The organism is Pectobacterium araliae (genome assembly GCF_037076465.1).
Lineage (GTDB): Bacteria > Pseudomonadota > Gammaproteobacteria > Enterobacterales > Enterobacteriaceae > Pectobacterium > Pectobacterium araliae.
This window is the reverse complement of sequence record NZ_AP028908.1, coordinates 3,884,529-3,903,518: the sequence shown is the minus strand read 5'-3', so window position 1 is coordinate 3,903,518 and position 18,990 is coordinate 3,884,529. Positions and strand designations below refer to the sequence as shown.

At 54.1% G+C, this 18,990-nt stretch carries 11 protein-coding genes; 1 reads left to right on the top strand and 10 read right to left on the bottom strand.

Translation table 11 applies throughout. The annotated features are described in order from the left end of the window. Positions 1-30 precede the first annotated feature (30 nt). The 9 genes from AACH44_RS17710 to AACH44_RS17675 form a co-directional block, all read right to left on the bottom strand. Complete coding sequence (locus AACH44_RS17710) at positions 31-8,709, bottom strand: putative Ig domain-containing protein (RefSeq protein ID WP_338659361.1); 8,679 nt, start codon at positions 8,707-8,709, stop codon at positions 31-33. Positions 8,710-9,137: 428 nt separating this feature from the next. Next, positions 9,138-9,938 carry a phage tail protein gene (locus AACH44_RS17705; protein WP_261849297.1) on the bottom strand — a complete coding sequence of 267 codons (801 nt, stop codon included), beginning with the start codon at positions 9,936-9,938 and terminating at the stop codon, positions 9,138-9,140. A gap of 372 nt (positions 9,939-10,310) precedes the next feature. Beyond that, positions 10,311-12,416, bottom strand: coding sequence for an HlyD family efflux transporter periplasmic adaptor subunit (locus tag AACH44_RS17700; protein WP_261849298.1), 2,106 nt, complete (start codon positions 12,414-12,416; stop codon positions 10,311-10,313). After that, positions 12,413-13,741 (bottom strand): efflux RND transporter periplasmic adaptor subunit, encoded by a 1,329-nt coding sequence (locus AACH44_RS17695; RefSeq protein ID WP_261849299.1) that lies wholly within the window; start codon positions 13,739-13,741, stop codon positions 12,413-12,415. The genes AACH44_RS17700 and AACH44_RS17695 overlap by 4 nt, the downstream gene beginning before the upstream one ends. Next, positions 13,738-14,541, bottom strand: a complete 804-nt coding sequence (locus AACH44_RS17690) for an efflux RND transporter periplasmic adaptor subunit (protein WP_261849300.1) — start codon at positions 14,539-14,541, stop codon at positions 13,738-13,740. The genes AACH44_RS17695 and AACH44_RS17690 overlap by 4 nt, the downstream gene beginning before the upstream one ends. Positions 14,542-14,697: 156 nt before the next feature. Further along, a complete protein-coding gene (locus tag AACH44_RS21290) occupies positions 14,698-14,910 on the bottom strand; it encodes a DUF4034 domain-containing protein (RefSeq protein ID WP_425606661.1) in 213 nt (70 codons plus the stop codon). 44 nt (positions 14,911-14,954) lie between these two features. Further along, positions 14,955-15,233: an IS1-like element transposase gene (locus AACH44_RS21285; RefSeq protein ID WP_425606603.1), complete on the bottom strand. Its 279-nt coding sequence runs from the start codon at positions 15,231-15,233 to the stop codon at positions 14,955-14,957. A gap of 42 nt (positions 15,234-15,275) precedes the next feature. Further along, positions 15,276-17,057 (bottom strand): ABC transporter ATP-binding protein, encoded by a 1,782-nt coding sequence (locus AACH44_RS17680; protein ID WP_338659359.1) that lies wholly within the window; start codon positions 17,055-17,057, stop codon positions 15,276-15,278. Beyond that, a complete protein-coding gene (locus AACH44_RS17675) occupies positions 17,057-17,677 on the bottom strand; it encodes a hypothetical protein (protein ID WP_261849302.1) in 621 nt (206 codons plus the stop codon). The genes AACH44_RS17680 and AACH44_RS17675 overlap by 1 nt, the downstream gene beginning before the upstream one ends. A gap of 311 nt (positions 17,678-17,988) precedes the next feature. Here AACH44_RS17675 and AACH44_RS21280 point away from each other — a divergent pair, with 311 nt between their 5' ends. After that, a complete protein-coding gene (locus AACH44_RS21280; protein ID WP_425606660.1) occupies positions 17,989-18,234 on the top strand; it encodes a hypothetical protein in 246 nt (81 codons plus the stop codon). A gap of 227 nt (positions 18,235-18,461) precedes the next feature. On the opposite strand, the gene AACH44_RS17670 is transcribed toward AACH44_RS21280, so the two are convergent. Further along, positions 18,462-18,974, bottom strand: coding sequence for an Lrp/AsnC family transcriptional regulator (locus AACH44_RS17670; RefSeq protein WP_261849303.1), 513 nt, complete (start codon positions 18,972-18,974; stop codon positions 18,462-18,464). Between the last annotated feature and the right edge of the window lie 16 nt (positions 18,975-18,990).

The window sequence follows — 18,990 nt, the reverse complement described above, 5'->3', positions numbered from 1 at the left end:
TATCGCCAGTTGCTGCGCTGTCGCGCAGGGCTATCCCTGCTGCTGACCACTTTCCTGCAATGCTTGCTCAATGGCCGCGAGGCGTTGCAGTTTAGAATCACCTATCTGTTGTAATTGCTGATGCAGCGAAGGTGTAAATGCCACCGAGCGTCCCGTGCCGTTATCCGTGCTATTCATCGCACTACTCGTCCTATCGAGCGGAATATCCTTCCAACTACCGCCGGAGAAGACCTCCATTGGCGTCAGTGAAGGCAGATAGATTCCCGAGAACACGCTAGCCAGCGATGAGGTGCCGCCTAAAGCGGGATCTTTGCTGAAGCTGGGGAAGGAACCTAGTGTGCTGTCGAAGTTAATGCCAATGCCGCTGGCGACTCCACGTCCGAAAGTGCTAGCCACCTGGCTAGTTGGGATAGTGCCTCCCTCGGTGTTCTGGCGTCCGGTAGTAAAAATGGCAGACATCACTGACCTCGGTGCACCGTCGTTACCCACGGTGAAACTGCCGAGCGACGGATTGGCAATCAGACCATCCAATGCCGGCAGTGCTATCGTGGCATCCTGCGTAAACAGCTGGCGTGTATCGCTGGCTGACGGTGTCCGTCCAATACCGTCGTTGGCTTTGAACTGAGGATCGCTGCTTACAATACTGCTCGTCACCGTCAAGCCAAAGCTGGTGCTGATGGATGTATTACTGCCGTCGGTGGCCGTAACCCTGATCACCAAAGTACCGACATCTGCGTTGCCCGGTGTGCCGGAGAAGGTGCCGATAGCAGGATCGAAGCGCAGCCAGCTTGGCAGCGGTGACCCGTTGGCGAGGGTGGCGCTCAGCGTCAGCGTGTCACCATCGGGATCGCTAAAGGTGCCGTCAGGCACGGTAAAGTTGAAGCCACCCCCCTGTGCCATGCTTTGCGGCGGGATTGGCGTGGCGACCACTGGCGCATCGTTAACGTTAGTTACCGTCAGGCCAAAACTGGTGCTGATGGAGGTATTACTGCCGTCGGTGGCCGTAACCCTGATCACCAACGTACCGACATCTGCGTTGCCCGGTGTACCGGAGAAAGTGCCGATGGTCGGATCGAAGCGCAGCCAGCTTGGCAGCGGCGACCCGTTGGCGAGGGTGGCGCTGAGGATCAGGGTATCGCCATCCGGATCGGTAAAGGTGCCGTCAGGCACGGTAAAGTTGAAGCCACCCCCCTGAGCCACGTTTTGCGGCGGGATAGGCGTGGCAACCACGGGGGCATCGTTAACGTTGGTGATCGTCAGGCCAAAGCTGGTACTGATGGACGTATTACTGCCGTCGGTGGCCGTTACCCGGATTACCAAGGTACCGACATCTGCATTGCCCGGCGTGCCGGAGAAGGTGCCGATGGCCGGATCGAAGCGCAGCCAGCTCGGCAGCGGTGATCCGTTGGCTAGGGTGGCGCGTAGCGTCAGCGTGTCACCATCGGGATCGCTAAAGGTGCCGTCAGGCACGGTAAAGTTGAAGCCACCCCCCTGAGCCACGCTTTGCGACGGGATTGGCGTGGCGACTACGGGTGCATCGTTGACGTTAGTTACCGTCAGGCCAAAACTGGTGCTGATGAATGTATTACTGCCGTCGGTGGCCGTAACCCTGATCACCAACGTACCGACATCCGCGTTGCCCGGCGTGCCGGAGAAGGTGCCGATGGTCGGATCGAAACGAAGCCAGCTTGGCAGCGGTGACCCGTTGGCGAGGGTGGCGCTCAGCGTCAGCGTGTCACCATCGGGATCGCTAAAGGTGCCGTCAGGCACGGTAAAGTTGAAGCCACTGCCCTGAACCACGCTTTGCGGCGGGATTGGCGTGGCGACCACTGGCGCATCGTTAACGTTGGTGATCGTCAGGCCAAAGGTGGTGCTGACCGAGGCGTTGCTGCCGTCGGTGGCGGTGACCTTGATGGTCAGGTTGCCGACATCCCCGTTGGCAGGTGTGCCAGAGAAAGTACCGGTGGCAGGGTTAAACGACAGCCAGGCTGGCAGCATGGCGCCGTCCGCCAGCGTGGCATTGAGCGTCAGGGTATCGCCATCGGGATCGGTAAAGGTACCGGTGGGTACGGTGACATTCAGACTACCGCCTTGCGCGATGCTCTGTGCGGCAATCGTGCCGGAGACCACCGGGGCATCGTTCACATTGGTGACGGTCAGGCCAAAGGTGGTGCTGACCGAGGCGCTGCTGCCGTCGGTGGCGGTGATCTTGATGGTCAGGTTGCCGACATCCCCGTTGGCAGGTGTGCCAGAGAAAGTACCGGTGGCCGGGTTAAACGACAGCCAGGCTGGCAGCATGGTGCCGTCCGCCAGCGTGGCGCTGAGCGTTAGCGTATCGCCATCCGGATCGGTAAAGGTGCCTGCCGGGATGGTGACATTCAGACTGCCACCTTGCACAATGCTCTGCGCGGCAATCGTGCCGGAGACCACTGGGGCATCGTTCACATTGGTGACGGTCAGGCCAAAGGTGGTGCTGACCGAGGCGCTGCTGCCGTCGGTGGCGGTGACCTTGATGGTCAGGCTGCCGACATCGCTATTGCCCGGCGTACCGGAGAAGGTGCCGGTCGCTGGGTTAAACGACAGCCAACTGGGCAGTGCCGTGCCATCCGCCAGCGTGGCGCTGAGCGTCAGCATATCGCCATCGGGATCGGTAAAGGTGCCTGCGGACACGGTGAAGTTCAGGCTGCCATCCTGCGCGACACTTTGCGCGGGGATTGGGGTTGCGACGATCGGCGCATCATTGATGTTAGTGACGGTCAGGCCAAAGGTGGTGCTGACCGAGGCGCTGCTGCCATCGGTGGCGGTGACCTTGATGGTCAGGCTGCCCACATCCCCATTGGCCGGTGTGCCGGAGAAGGTGCCGGTAGCCGGGTTAAACGACAGCCAGGCGGGCAGTGCGGTGCCGTCCGCCAGCGTGGCGCTCAGCGTCAGCGTATCGCCATCCGGATCGGTAAAGGTGCCTGCTGGGATGGTGATATTCAGACTGCCGCCTTGCGCGATGCTCTGTGCGGCAATCGTGCCGGAGACCACCGGCGCATCGTTCGCGGTGGTAACGGTCAGGCTAAAGCTGGTACTGACGGTAGCATTGCCATCGCTGGCCGTGACCTTGATGGAAAGATTGCCCACATCCCCATTGCCCGGTGTGCCAGAGAAAGTACCGGTGACAGGGTTAAAGGTCAGCCACGCTGGCAGCGCGGTGCCGTCCGCCAGCGTGGCGCTGAGCGTCAGGGTATCGCCATCCGGATCGGTAAAGGTACCGGTGGGTACGGTGACATTCAGACTACCGCCTTGCGCGATGCTCTGTGCGGCAATCGTGCCGGAGACCACCGGGGCTTCATTAACGGTGGTGACCGTCAAACTAAAGGTGGTGCTGACCGAGGCGCTGCTGCCATCGGTGGCGGTGACCTTGATGGTCAGGCTGCCCACATCCCCATTGGCCGGTGTGCCGGAGAAGGTGCCGGTAGCCGGGTTAAACGACAGCCAGGCGGGCAGTGCGGTGCCGTCCGCCAGCGTGGCGCTCAGCGTCAGCGTATCGCCATCCGGATCGGTAAAGGTGCCTGCTGGGATGGTGATATTCAGACTGCCGCCTTGCGCGATGTTCTGTGCGGCAATCGTGCCGGAGACCACCGGGGCTTCATTCACATTGGTGACGGTCAGGCCAAAGGTGGTGCTGACCGAGGCGTTGCTGCCGTCGGTGGCGGTGACCTTGATGGTCAGGTTGCCGACATCCCCGTTGGCAGGTGTGCCAGAGAAAGTACCGGTGGCAGGGTTAAACGACAGCCAACTGGGTAGTGCCGTGCCATCCGCCAGCGTGGCACTGAGCGTCAGGGTATCGCCATCGGGATCGGTAAAGGTACCTGCCGGGATGGTGACATTCAGACTACCGCCCTGCGCAATGCTCTGCGCCGGGATGGTACCGGAGACCACCGGGGCATCGTTAACGTTGGTAACGGTCAGGCCAAAGGTGGTGCTGACCGAGGCGTTGCTGCCATCGGTGGCGGTGACCTTGATGGTCAGGTTGCCCACATCCCCGTTGGCCGGTGTGCCGGAGAACGTGCCGGTAGCTGCGTTAAAGGTCAACCAACTTGGCAGCGGAGAACCGTTGGCAAGGGTGGCGCTCAGGGTCAGCGTATCGCCCACATCGGGATCGGTAAAGGTGCCTGCGGGTACGGTGACACTCAGACTACCGCCCTGCGCAATGCTCTGCGCCGGGATGGTACCGGAGACCACCGGGGCATCGTTAACGTTGGTAACGGTCAGGCCAAAGGTGGTGCTGACCGAGGCGTTGCTGCCATCGGTGGCGGTGACCTTGATGGTCAGGTTGCCCACATCCCCGTTGGCCGGTGTGCCGGAGAACGTGCCGGTAGCTGCGTTAAAGGTCAACCAACTTGGCAGCGGAGAACCGTTGGCAAGGGTGGCGCTCAGGGTCAGCGTATCGCCCACATCGGGATCGGTAAAGGTGCCTGCGGGTACGGTGACACTCAGACTGCCGCCTTGCGCGATGCTCTGCGCGGCAATCGTGCCGGACACTACCGGAGACGCGTTGTTACTCGCAGTCAATGTCAAGGTAGAGGTTGCGGCGCTACTGGCATCATCATTGGCCGTTACCGATACGGTCCGATTTCCTGCCGTTGGCGTAGCGGCTACGTTGGCATACACAATGGCACGTAGCGCGATCTGGAAGGCTTCCTGCGTCGCACCGCCTGTCAGCGTCAGCGTCTGGCTACCATTACCGGTTACGTTGATGCCGGCAGCATGGGCTGCGAGCAATGCCTGCCGTGAAAGGGATAAGGACTCACTGCTACCGTCTGTCGTTCCTGCCAAATTGAGCGTCAGCGTCCAGAGGCGGGCATCCCCGTCGGTTTGACTCAGGGTTGCTAAGGCATCCGTCACAGAAATACCCGTAGCGGCGGAGGCGGCGGGTACCGTCGTGGAGTAATTATTGCCTGTGGTGCTGCCATTCAAATCGACCTGCGGGGCGGTACCCGCAGCAAACTGCGATTCATAAGCGCCAATATCAACGGCGCCTTGCCGTACCCTATCCAAGCCGCGCACATCTGTCTCACCCGTAACATAGAAACGGTTGCCTTGATTAATCGCATTGCTGGCCGTGGCGGCCAGTCGCGGATCGGTTGACGACACCTGATTCACGCTGCCACTCAGGATGTTGTTGCCGCCGTACAAGGTGTAGCTGCCGCCGGCGGGTTGTCCCGTTGGGGTGTAGGCTACAATATCCTGGCTGGTGCCGGTAATGATGGAATTGCGCACGCTGGCGACCCAACTGAGGGCATTGTTGATGAATTCGAAGACGATGCCGTTGTTCTGACCGGTAATGGTGGTGTTGATCAGGCTGATGTGGGTAGCGGTGGGGTTACCCTGGTTCCCGGTTAACCACAACCCGCTGACACCGAAGGTGCTGCCCGCCGAGTTGATACCGGTATTGTTGGTGATGGCGGAATTGGTGATCGACAAGAACACCGTTTGCTGGGTTCTGGACACAAACAGTCTGATCACCCCTTCATTCAAATTGCCAACCATCAGGTTGTCGTGAATATTCACTCGGTCGAAATCAAAGTTGTAGCTGCCGGGCGCAATGTTGTACAGGTCGAAGACGCCATTGCCGAACGTGGTGTCACGGTTGCCCGAAATATCCACGTTGTACAGTCGGAAGTTGACATCGCTGGCACTGTAGCTGAGCCCCAGCACACCGCCGGTGTCGGTGCTGTTATCGGTGGTAAAATTGGTCAGTGTCAGGTTTTGGATGGCCAGGGTGATCGACCCGGTAACGATTTGGAAACCGGAATAGCCGCCCCCGTTCAGGGTGAAACTCTGACCGTCAATCAGCACGCTGTCGGTCGGCGACAGAAGGGAATTGGCCAGCGTCACGTCGGTTTGGAACACAATACGGTCAATACCCGCTGTGTTATTCGCCCAATACAGGGCTTCACGCAGGCTGAGCCCGCCGCCGTCATTGGCATCCTCTTGCACCGAACTGCCGAAAGTTGCATTGTCGCCAGTATCATCCCCGGCGGTCACATACAATGCGCTGTTGCTGGCAAGCACGTTCACCGTTGAGGTCAGGTTGAGTGCTGTGCTGTTGTTACTGCTGCCACTATCGCTGACAGCACTCAGGGTGACAGCACGCGTAGCCGCAGTGGCGCTGGCGCTGGTATTACCATAGCGCAAGCCATCTACTACCCCGGCCATCTCACTGTTACTGGCGCTCATGCCGCTCAATTGCAGCGTGACGGTATTACCGGAGCGTGTCACGCTATAGTTACCGATACCGGTCAGGGTGCCGGAATTGTTGGCGCTCAGGTTGATGTTATTGCCGCCAACGTTGATAAATTCGCCGCTGTCGGTGGCATTGGAAACCGTCAACGTTAGCGAACTAAAGGTCTGGCTGCTGTCGTTGGTATTGGCGCTGACGCCGCTGAACAGATCAATCGAACCCGCCATACCGCCGATAAATACCGGATTGTTGCCGGTGGCGCTGAGTGTCGGCGCTGTGCCCGCGCTGGTCGTTGTGGCATCAACCTTAACTACACTGACCGTATTATTACCTGCACTGTCCCTAGCCACCACATACACATCATACGCAGTGCTGGCGGCAAGGCCGGTCAAGGTAAAGCTAAAGTTGAATGGCGAAGAACCCAGCACCTGGCTGCCGGAGGCAGTGGCGCTGCTGCCTGTGGCGGTTTGCCCGGCGATCACTTGCGTCGCGGTTGGAGCACTGGCACCGTCAGCCACCACCACATAATACACATTGCCAGTTTCAGTGAGGCTGCCGCTTAGGTTAAAACCGCCCACGGTGGCGTTGGAGACGCTGGGTGACTGGTCAAACGTGGGGGCGATATCATCCACCACCACCAATGACACCACTTTGTCATAGGTAGCGGCACCGTCAGACACTTGCAGGCGCACCGAGTAGGTGCCCGCCGCCATGCCAGTGGCGTTGACTGCTTTTAGGGTGTTGCCGCTAATGGTGAACAGCGCGTTATCGGTACTGCCGCTGCCACTCACCAGACTGTAGGTAAAGACGCTGGAATCCACATCGGTCGTTGTCAGGGTGGCGACAGTGCCATTGCTGCCGAGCGATTGCGCAAAGGTGGTGGCAGAGAGTGTAATATCGGTCGGTGCATCGTTCACCGGCACCACGGTGATGGCGCTGCTGATATTCGGCGCAACGGTATTGTTACTGGTGCCGGAATCGGTCAGTTGCGTCAGCGTCACTGTGCGTGTGGCATTGCCGGGGTTGTCGCTGCTATTGCTATACGTCATGCCGGACAACAGGCTGCCCATGTCGCTGTTACTCAGCGTTGCACCCGTGATGCTGACCGTAGCAATCCCGCCGCTCAGGCTAACGCTGGCGGAGCCATAGCCACTGCCGAGCGAGACGCTGTTACCATTGCTCAGTGCCACATTGATGCCGTGAAGGGTCAGATATTCCGTGTTGCCTGCCACGTTGCTGACCGTAAAAACTGCACTGGCGAAGGTCTGTCCGGTGTCATGGGTGTCGACGCTGACACCAGTAAACAGGCCGACAGCCGCACCGTTTTCGGTGTAGGTCGGGTTGGCTCCGATGGCGACCACGCTAGGTGCCGTATCGGTACTGCCGCCGGTATTGGTGGAGGTAAAGTGCCACACCAGCACGCCGTCACCACCGGTTTCATTGGTGTTGATATGGAAGGTGATGGTTTTATCGTTGCCGTTGACCGTGGCAGAGAAATCTGCCGCACTGGTGGTGGCCGCATTGTCTTTGGTGACCGAGGTAATGGCAAGTAGCGTGCTGCCGGAGAAGGTAAAATCAAACGAGGTCAGTCCGTCGCTGGCGTAGATGCCGTTACGCATGGTCATGGTGATGGTGGAAGTGGTGGGATCGATATCGGCGTACCAGTTGGAACTGTCGACATCGAGCCCGCCATCAAGAAACAGTTCCACACCAGAACCGACCGTGCCAGTGGAATAGGAAACACCGTTAATCACAAAATCTGCTGTGGTGCCGCTAACATCCAGTGTGTGCCGATAGCTGTCCATCTGTAACGCACCGGTTTCTATCGAGCCACTGTGGCTTTCCAGATCCCAGTCTCCTCCGAGGGCGCTTGCTCCGGTGGAATCGCTGGAGGCGGCGACATCGGCTCCTGTCAACTGTGCAAGCAGCGTGACAAAACTTTGCCCGGAATCCTGTGCCACGTCGCAGCCGTAAATCATTAGATCGCCTGAGTCAGTTAGCGCGGCACCCAAGGTGGCGAGATCGGCGGCACGGGTGTTAGCGGTATCGCTATCCAGTTTCAGGCTACCTAGCTGAATTTCCCCTTCTGCACCGTGGCTCAGAATGTGGATCGCGTCATAACCATTGTGGTCCTGCGCCCACTGTGCCAGTTGGCTGAGGCCATCCTTACTACCATCAAATAGTTCAACCTCAATACTGCTCGGCACATTGTTCACCAGCGTTTGATAATCGGTGAGCGAGGTATCGATAAACACTACTTCTTTGCGTGGTGCTTCACCGGCGACGGCAATATTGCTGGTGGCATCATCCGGTGTAACGCCGTGATCGTCTTGCCCATTTTGTGTTTGATCGTTGTTATGGGTCTGCGAGTCATCCGTCGCGTGTGCCGCGCTGTTGGCTGCCTGCATCGCCTCACTGGTGTTCTGTGCCGCATCGGCCTGCGTGGCGGTGGCGGCTACCGCTCCGTCAAACATCATGCGTGCCTCCAGAGCGAACCCGAGTGGTGTTGATGAAGCCGCGTCAGCCGCAGTTGTGTGGTGGCGAGGTGTGCGTAACGTTGCAAAAAGGCGCCGAAGCATAGGCTTTACTCCCGATAATCATATTTGTTGCATGGCTGCTTGTGTGAAAAACAGCGGGATTAACATTGCTGGGAGACGGAAAACCTCATGTGGCGAAAGTGTAATGAAACTATTGCGACATGATTCTTCTGTTGTCTGTCTGTAAACTTAAGTTAAAATTCGAATATTGAAAATATTAATATTGCAACCATTAAATAATAATTTAATTGATTTTTGAGATTTTTCCTGAAAATTCGGTTTTGGACGATTTTTTTCCTGCGATAAATAATCGGTACCGATCGTCGGAAATACGGTAATCAGTACCGACTTACTCCGTAAGTGCCTGATTAGGGATGCTGTGGGTAGATACCTTGCGTTGCGATGCAGGCTGTCAGCCCTAACGCCGGGTCGCGTACCGCGACGGGGGTGCTTGAACCCGTAGTTCCGACCGTGACAGTCGGCACCTTAAACGAGAATGCTGGGATGGTGGAATTTCCTGTCGTCACCACGTCAGCGGGCAGGGTGGCACCGGCGCTGGGTTTGGTTTGCGTATAGGGACCTTTGAAGGTCACATTCGCTGTGCCAGCACCGGCGGGCACCGTGCCGGCGATGGCTGTGAGGTAGTTAAGTCCGCTAACTGGCGCGGCACCGCCACTGGCGGGCGCGGTGGTGGCAAGTGGCAGGCTGGCTGTTACGTTTAAAGTGCCCGGCACGGCAGGGATGAACACGTTATCTGCCGGGGGTTGAGTCTGGGTAACGGTGTGACTGTGTGCGGCCAGATTCGCGATGCTGAGGGTAGCGGTTTCGGCCCCCAACATTTGACCGAGGGCTATATTGCTCAGACCAGTCCCCTGGTCGGTGCCGATGGCGCCTCTGCCACGCAAATCGGGAAGACCAAAGGTGCCTGATGCCGCTGAACCCCCATAGGTGTTACTGACCAGCGCATAGAGTGCCTGGTAAGCATTGATTTGTACGACTTGCCCTTTCGCGGGTATAAATCCCTGCGGACAATAATTGGTGGCCATAAAACAGACCGAGCCGATTAAAGGTTCGGCGGCGCAAGCTGAAGCATTTTCTGTGTGCAGTAGGACAACCGCCAACGTCGATGCTAGGGCCGTTTTGGCAAATAACGCTTTGCTAAGTTTCATAACGACTCTCCTTGATAGATTTACTGTCTGTTGTGGGAATACCATCTCGGTCAATTAATTATCTGACTTATTATTTAATATGATTTTTTTGTATAAATTTTAGTTATTTATGAAACATAGCTAAGGCCACCAATTTTGTTAGCTGTGCGGGATAATTAATTTCAATATTCTGAAGAAAGAGGATGCAAAGCGGCCTATCTCGCCAACTCACAATGATGGCCTGTATGACACTGGCTATATTCCAACATGACTCTGTCATCTTCCACGGCGGCGGAAGATCTCTCATAGGCGGGATGCGTTAATACTGAAGACGATTCCCGCTTGCGCAGGAATTGCAGAATATAGTCTGCCTATTAGCAAGTGTACTAGTGGCTAGAAACCGCTTTCTCTGATGCCTAATGCCGCGATACGACGCCACACGGTACTTAATAACGATTCTTTCTCACCTTGTAAAATGACGCTGCCGCGTAGCGGCTGAGACGGCAAGGCAATATCCTGTTCCAGGGTAAAGCGCACGCTGTATTGCGCTTGCACTGGCTGAGGATTACGATCGTTATCGCGGCGTACGGCGATAGGCCCGTGGCGATCGGACGCTAGCATCTCTTGTTGCAAATAGGCACTGCCAGTGGGGGCGATGGCATGCAGTTGCACCGCTAAACGCGGATAGGCGGGATCATCGGCGATAAACACGCCACGCATGCCCTCTTTGACGCGCGCCAGATTATCTTCGGGCAGATAGCCCAGTACTTTGCCGCGTGTGGGTTCTACAACGCGTAGCACTGGCATATCGGCGGTGAGCCAGCGTCCGGCAGTCATGTCGCGCGCGGTATCGCGTACCGTGCCGTCCTGCGGTGCCACAATCGACAAGCGCTGGCGCTGGGCTGCCAATCCCCGGTAACGTGCCAGCGATTCCGCCAGTTGACGGTCGATCACCTGAGTTTCACTTGCGGTTTCCTGACGCGCCGCGCCGCGTTGGCGCTGCTGTTGCAGCAGGGTAATCCGCTGACGTTCAATGTCTAGCCGATAATCGAGATCGCTCGAAGTCAATTCCAACAACGTATCACCCGCTTTTACCAACTGACCGTCGCTAACATGCAGTGTTTTCACCTGAGCGGGAATCGCCGCATAGAGCGTGCTCACGTTTTCGGCTTCCAGCACGGCGGGCACTTGCACGCTGCCTCGCCAGGGGAAAAACAGTACCAGTAACATGATCAGGCACAGCAGGGCGGATCGCAGTAAGGTTGAAGGACGGATGGCATTGCGCATAGACCACCAAATGTAAATTTCTTTCACGATAGGAAGTGCAATAAACCAAGCGATCTCAATAAGCATCAAGCCAATACCGATTACCTTGATAAAAAAATGATACACCACCAGTGCAATACCGAAGAACAGGAAAAAACGCCATATCCAGGAGGCGTATCCCCAGAAAAGCAGCTTACGTTGCATTGCAGGTGACCAGATTTCTGGCGGCGGGTGGCCGTAACCAAACAGACTTTCGCGCAGGTGCCAGCGGCATAGTGCATACGCCCGTTCCTGCAAGTTCTCGACGCGCCAGTAGTCGCTCAGCAAAAAATAGCCATCGAAACGCATCAACGGATTCAGGTTTACTGCCAGCGTGGTGAGCCAGGTTGCGCTAGAGAGCATAAAGGCCGCGGTGCGCGCCGGGCCGTCAGGCAGCAGCGCCCACACCAGCAGCGCGATCCCAGCCAGAACCAGCTCGGCCAGAATACCGCCTGCACCGATCAGCAGCCGTGCCTTGTGATCCTTGAGCCTCCAGGCATCGGTCACGTCGGTGTAAAACAACGGGAACAGCACGATAAAGGCCACCCCCATGCTCTGCACGCGACAGCCCGCACGCTTAGCCATAAAAGCATGCCCCAGTTCATGGAAAAACTTGGCGAAAATCAGCGTCAAGCCAAACAGCGCCATGCCGGTCAGGCTGAACAGGTGTGGAAACGAATGGGAATAACGTACCCAGTCGCGGCTGACCAGAAACGCACCCAGCAGCACTAACAGAGGAAACAGGTAGCGGAGAAACGGCCCGCCGTAGCGCTGTAGCCAGGGCCAACAGAGGTTGAGAAGGGGATCGGGTCGAAACAGCGAAATGCGAAAAAACAGATACTGGTGCAGCACGGTTTTCCACAGGCTGGTGCGCATGGCGTTGGCTTTGCCTATATAGCGCTGGCGCTGATCGGGATCGCTCGCCGCGACCAGATCGTGCTGACGTAAAAATTGCACCAATTGTTCCAGATCCTTCGGCCGTAGCGGTAATCCGGGTTCGCTATTAGCCGCTGCCAGTACCTGCTGCGGATGGCATAGCGCCCAGTGGCGCAACATTCGGATGGCGGCGGGCGTCAGGTTGAAATAGCGTCCGGTCACGGGATCGGACAGTATCCACTGTGGCGCGCCGTTTAGCCCGGTGGCAGATTCCGCCAACTGAATGTCGGCGCGCAGGGCGGGCAGCAACGAACTCATATCCCGATGGTCTGACGGATTACCGCCAGCGGGCGGCGAAACAGATAGACAGCCAGCGGCACGTAGTCACCAGAGATTTTGGCGGTGCCGCGCAGACCGATACGAGGAGGGGCGTCGCTGAAGCGCCCGTCCAATCGATAGGCCAGATTACCCGCGGGTGTCAGTTCAGATTCATAAGCGATACGTTCCAGCAGCGCGGCGTGTGGGGTGAGTGGATCGCTATCAAGAAAGAGGGTGATCGGTGCTTTAGCACCAAGCTGAATGGCGTCACCCACGTCCAGCTCGATGCGCAACGCCGCGAGTGCCGGATCTGCCAGCTCCATCAATCGCTCGCCAGTACGCACCGGCTTGCCATTCCAACGTTCGGCATCGGCGAATACGGCAATACCATCGCGATCGGCGCGGATCTCGGCTCGATTTAGTAGTGCATTGGCGTAATCACGTTCGGCACGCTTCTGCGCCACCTGCGCGGCGAGAAAATCGAGCCTTGCCTTGGAATCGGCATCCTGGAAGGCGCGTTGCGAACTGGTGCGGTGTTCTGCCTCCGCGACGTTCAGCGCCCGCTCTGCCACGTCAGCTTGTGCTTTTAGACTGGTGGCGTCAAAGCGTACCAGCACATCACCCGTGCGCACGCTCTGGTTGGGTAATACGGCAAACGTCTGGACAACGCCATCTAGCGGTGCGGCCACCACACGTCCTTGATGAGGGATGACTTCGGCGGGTGCCAACACGGATTGGCGCACCGGAATGAACAGGCTAGCAAGCAGCAACAGCACCGGTATGGCGATCTTCCAGAGTGGTCGGCGATGTCGCCAGGTGCCGGTCTTGGGCTCCAGCGCCAACCAGGCGTGGCTGAATGTGTCGGTAAGCTGCTCGGCCAGCACACGATCGGCAGATTGCCAAGGTTGTTCGCGAGCATACCAGATGCCGCCGAAGAGGTTTCCCTGTCGATCCTTTAGCGGTGCCCATAGTGCTTCCGGTGCCGACAGCGCCTGCCAGTCACTGTGGCTCTGCTCATCAAGCTGTGAGGCCTCAATGATGGTGCACTGGTGATATTTCTTGTCTGGCTCCGCCAGTAACTGGGTGCAGGCTCGTTCGATAAAAGCGACAAAAGGCGCATGGGGAGAGGGTTGGGTCACGCCAGTTACCGCACGTATCCGACCATGGATCATCAACGCCGCGTGGCGAAAACCAAACAGCGGTTGACTGTCGTTAACGATGCAATAGGCAAGCTCCTCACTATTTTTTGCTGCGCGAGCCTGACGCTCTACATCAAGAAAACGGGCGAAAACTGGCGCGCCCAGAACGGAAGGCGGGGTGTTCACGGTGCCTCCGGAAATTGCGCCGTGCCGCTCATACCGGCCATCAGGCTGCTGTCTTTGCTTTCGATAACGCCAGTCAGGCTTAGCGTTTGGCTGCTCTCATCAATACGTGCGCCCAATCGGGCCACGCTGGCCTGTAGTGGTTTACCGGTTTCATCCGGCGTAAACGTAAATATCAGGCCAGGTTTAATGGCCGACAACCAGCGGGAGGACACTAGAAGGTTAATCTCAAGGTGGCGATTATTGACGATATCCAGCACCGGCACGCCAACGCCGACGCTTTCATACGTTTGGGCTCGGCGTTTGACCACTTGTCCATCGAACGGGGCCAGAAGGCGACAGCGATTGACCTGGATCTGATAGACCTGACTTTCCGCCTGAGACTGCGCAAAGCGCGCGGCGGATAACGATACCGCGTGTCTTCCCACCGATTTCATTTGTGCCAGTTGCTGATTTTGACTTAACTCTGCTTCCGCTGCCCGCATGGCTGCCTGAGCCGCTGCTAATTGAGCCTGGTAAACCGAGCAGTCAAACCGCACCAATAGGTCGCCTTTCTTGAAGGCTTCCCCTTCTCTAAATGGTATTTCCACAATACGCCCAGCCAGATCGCTGGACAGCGTGGCCTGATCGACGGCGACCAAAATCCCACGCGCCTGATTGTCTGCGGGGGTAGAGGTTTGGTTATCATGAGAAGGATGCGTCAGTAGCGGATCGCTAGTTTGGGCATGAGCGCTAAATGCCAATAGGCAAAATGCCAGCGACGTAAAAGCACGACGAAGTGCTGAGCGATTGAAACTATCCACACTGACCTGCCTTAATTTCGTTGAGATGTATGCCAAGTCAGAAAGCGTGGTGGCCCTCTGAATTTTCACCCATTAGCGGTTCTTATTTTGGTAGATATCATGGTACAGAATGGACCAAACTGACAATATCAATAGCGTTCCTTCGAACATAATGTGTCAATTGTCGCTATAAGGTAGGTTAGGGTCATCCAGCCAAATCTGGTGTTCTTGCTCTAGCAGGTTATCAAGGTCATCGAATTGATGTATCGCGAACATCTCGCGTAACTGCTGCGGGGACCAAATACAGGGGCAACAACCTGTTTTCTTTTTGTCATACCAAAGCCAGTGCTGCTGTTTTTTATTCCCCGTGAATGACCCTTGTTCATTCAGTTCACAAGTCAGGATGAGAGCGTCATAGACGGTGGGTTTGCTTGTTACTTGTCGCGGTGCGAGTTTTTTAATGTGCTCATGACGGTGTTCATACTGATTTTCAGAACTCGCCCCGTGTCTCTGACCCCAGCTCCATTCATAACCATATCGACAATTTTTTCTTTTGTTCCGGGCTTATGGGCGTTATAGCGGTAGTTAATCGGGAAAGTACGGCGACAATGTTGACAGTAATATCGGGGAAATCCTGCCTTTCCCATTCCATGCTTACGGACGGGTTCTGTTTGCTGACAATATCGGCAGGAAACATCAATAGTGGCGGTCAAAAAACGCTTTTAAGTCATTATCGATTTTTTCATGATATTTTCTTATGTAGCACAATGTTTTATTTCAGAGGCAGAGTCATATTGACTTCTTTGTAAGCACAGCAGTGAATAGTATTCTCCTTGCTTTGCTTCAAGCTCAGTTGGAGTTCCACTTTCAATAATCTCATCTTGTTTAAGTACCACAATACGAGTTGAATTTTTAACAGCACTCAAGCGATGAGTAACCATTACAGATGTCCGCCCCTGAATCAGCTCCGAAAAACGTGTAAATAGCTCAGTTTCAATTCTCGGATCCATTGCACTTGTAGGTTCATCGAGTATTATCAATTCACCATCAGAAAACAAAGCGCGTGCCAGAGCAAGGCGTTGCCATTGTCCCCCTGAAAGTTCAGTCCCTGAGTATTCCTTACCTATAAAATCGTCGGAATCATGGGGGAACTCAAGTGGAAATTGAGCCTGCTGGCAAGCAAGTAAAAAGCGCTGCTGCTCGAATTCATTCATATGGGTTTTAAATGTAACATTATCTTTTACGGTCATGTTGTAGTGACCAAAATCCTGAAAAATAGCACTAAGCCGACGATGCCATGTCACTATATCAATACTGGAAACATCTATTCCATTCCATGTAATCCGGCCCGATGTTGGCTGATACAGGCGACAGAGTAATTTTACAAGAGTCGATTTACCTGCCCCATTTTCACCAACAATTGAAAGATGATCACCTGCATGGATCGTAAGATTGATATTACTGAGGACAGGATGGCCGTCCTGATAGGAAAAAGAAACATTCTCAAACCTGATTTCGTCGAGTGCAGAAATCGCAGTAAATGGATAATTGATCTCTTGAGCAACCTTTTCAAGGTCTCTTAATCGAGAAAAGAAGCTAAAACAAACTCCTACATTTGCAAATGAATATACCATCCATTGGCAAGAAAGACCAAAATATGAAATTGACTGAATAGTGCCTAACAGCCCCCCAATAGAAATTCTTCCTGCCTGTATATATTCAACAAACCAGTACATGACACCTAAGGCACATATGAGATACAATAAATTCCATGGCTGAGGTCTTAACAATTGCTTACGTCGAACCTGGTTGAGTTCATCTTCAAGTTCTTCAAAAGCTTGTGCATGCTTAGTAAAAAAGAAGGTAGCAGATCTAAAGATCCGAATTTCTTTGGCTAATTTGACATCAAGTAGAACGGAAAGATAATATCTTATAAGACGTGCTGCTGCCCCTTTCCCGAGTAAAGCGCGAAAGATATCTATTTGTGATAGAGCTACTGTAAATGTTACTGGAATAAGAGGAAGAAGAAATGCCAATGGCAGCCACCAGACAACAGCAGCTAATACAAAGGAAAGTGACAAAAGAGTCAGTAGACCTCGAAATATCTCAACGAGATTAACCAGAAGATTAAGAGGACGATGTGCTGCCTCCCTAGAAAGTACTTCCAGATTATCGTGAATATCAGATTTCTCAATAATTTTCAAATCTTCGATACGGCAGGCTGCTTCCATCACTGTTCTCTGAGTAAGATAGGTAGCATGCTGATTTAGAATACTTTGTAGTGTACTTGTTATGGGAGCTAGCACCCCGGGGAAGACAAACGTTAACGCCCAGAATATCGCCACCATCATTAGCTCAGAATGATCGGAGCTACTAATAATATTTCCCAGTTTGATGCTTGCTATAACACTCATGGTCGGCAGCAATCCCTGCAAGGCGATAAGAATAATGAATAGTATTGATAACCATGGCGATTTCCTGAATAATAATGAAAGTGAGTAAGTCACCAACTTTATTTTTTCCTGCATTTTCTTCATCAGTAAAGCTCCATGTTCAGTTTCTTCCCATGGGGGAAAATAACAAATTCATCGAAATGTTGAGGAGCATTAAGAATCGGCTCCATCACATCACTATTTTCTGTTCTGTAATGAGAGGATATCATTTTTACTTTGTATGTTTGACTATCAATTTTTTCGCAAGTGTTTTTTACAGTGTTTACTGCCAAAGAATGTCCGTCTGGCGTGGCAATAAACTCTATGTTTTCCGAAAAGAGTCCATACGATGTGATACCAACGTTCTTACAAAATCTGTCTTCGATAATCTGGCATAGCGAAGGATAGTTAAGCCAAGAGTTGTACGTTGCATGAAAGTTATGGCAAATAACGATGATGGACTCAAAACTAAGTTTTACGGCAATTTCAATCTTTTTCGCCATAGTGACTTCACGTTGCTCGGGAGTTGCATTAGCTATACAAAGTCCGTTATCAAGATCATACTCAAGCAACCCGAGTAATAATTCTCGCTCAGGAAAAGTGACCGATTGAATACGTTTAATGTAATCTTTGTGTTGTGTGATCGATAAGGGTAAGTCAAATCCGGCTATATACGTTGTCTTTGGCACAGCATGAAGGAATATTGCAAATTCTATTGAACGCATCCACCAGTATGTTGATTATTTAAGATAAGGCGTCTCTCCTTTTTTTATTTTCCTGAATCTTCTCAAAGCAAAAACGATCAGGTCAAGGTTCAGGGCGGGATCCCACTTTACTTATTGAAATAGAGAACTTATTTCGATTTCATTGTCCTGAGTTTTATCCCCCCAAAACACAGTGAAAGATAATGACTCTCTTTAATTATATCAATGAAATACCCAACCCACGTTGCGAAACGAACAAAAAGCATGAATTGATGGACGTCATCTTCCTCACCTTTGCTGCCGTGCTCAGTGGCGCATCGGGATAGAAAGCCATACAGCAGTTCGGCGAGTGTCAGCTCCCGTGGCTAAGGCAGCATTCCCCTTTTATTCACGGCATTCCCAGACGTCATTGTATCGCCAATATTATCAAGGCATTAGATAGCGAGTCTCTGATGTCGGCACTGTTAAGCTGTATGAATTTGTTAAGCAACGTTTTTCTTCATGTTATGACGATAAGGGGCTGGCGACGCATACGGAAAATAATCAGGCTCATGGGCGGGCGGAGCATCGTCAGGTAATGCAGATAAGTGCGGACTTTCCCGACGAACTAACACAACGCTGGCCAACAATCCGTACGTTAATAGAAGTAGTGAGTGAGCGTGGCGAGCGGGGAAAAACGGTACACAGAGAGTCGCGCTGGTATGTCAGTTCGTTACCGGTGTGGGTTACTCTTCTATGTTATTAGCATTATATTATCGAAATTGCTCAGACGTGTTTGTAAGTATGACTCCCGCATCAGTGCGGCTTAATCCGGTGCAAGGGGCAGGGCGGTGCCGGATTTTACTTTGCCCATCACTACCCAGGTAGTAAAACTACGTACGTTCTGTTCGGCCATTATGACCTCTTGCGTAAAACGTTCATAATCCTGAAGGTCGCGGCAGACTACCGTCAAAATAAAGTCATACTCTCCGGTGACGTAATAACACTGTTGGACTTGTGCTTGCTTAAGCATCGCTTGTTTAAACGCTTTGATCTGTTCGTTGCGCTCTTCAAGCAAATTGATACCCACCAGGCACGTTACCGGGTAGCCGAGGACGTGGGCGTCCAGCGTGGCGGTCTCCTGCTCGATGCTGCTGCTCTCGCGCATCCGTTTAAGCCGCCGTTGCACCGCAGCAGCCGACAGGCCAGCCTCTTCACCGATGCTTTGCGCAATATGGCGGGTATCGCGTTGGTAACGCGCCAAGATACGGCGGTCGAACTCGTCGATAGCGGTTATGCTGTGGTTCTGTTGCAGTTTAGCCGCGTTTTTATCGCTCATTTATTCGTTAGTCCGC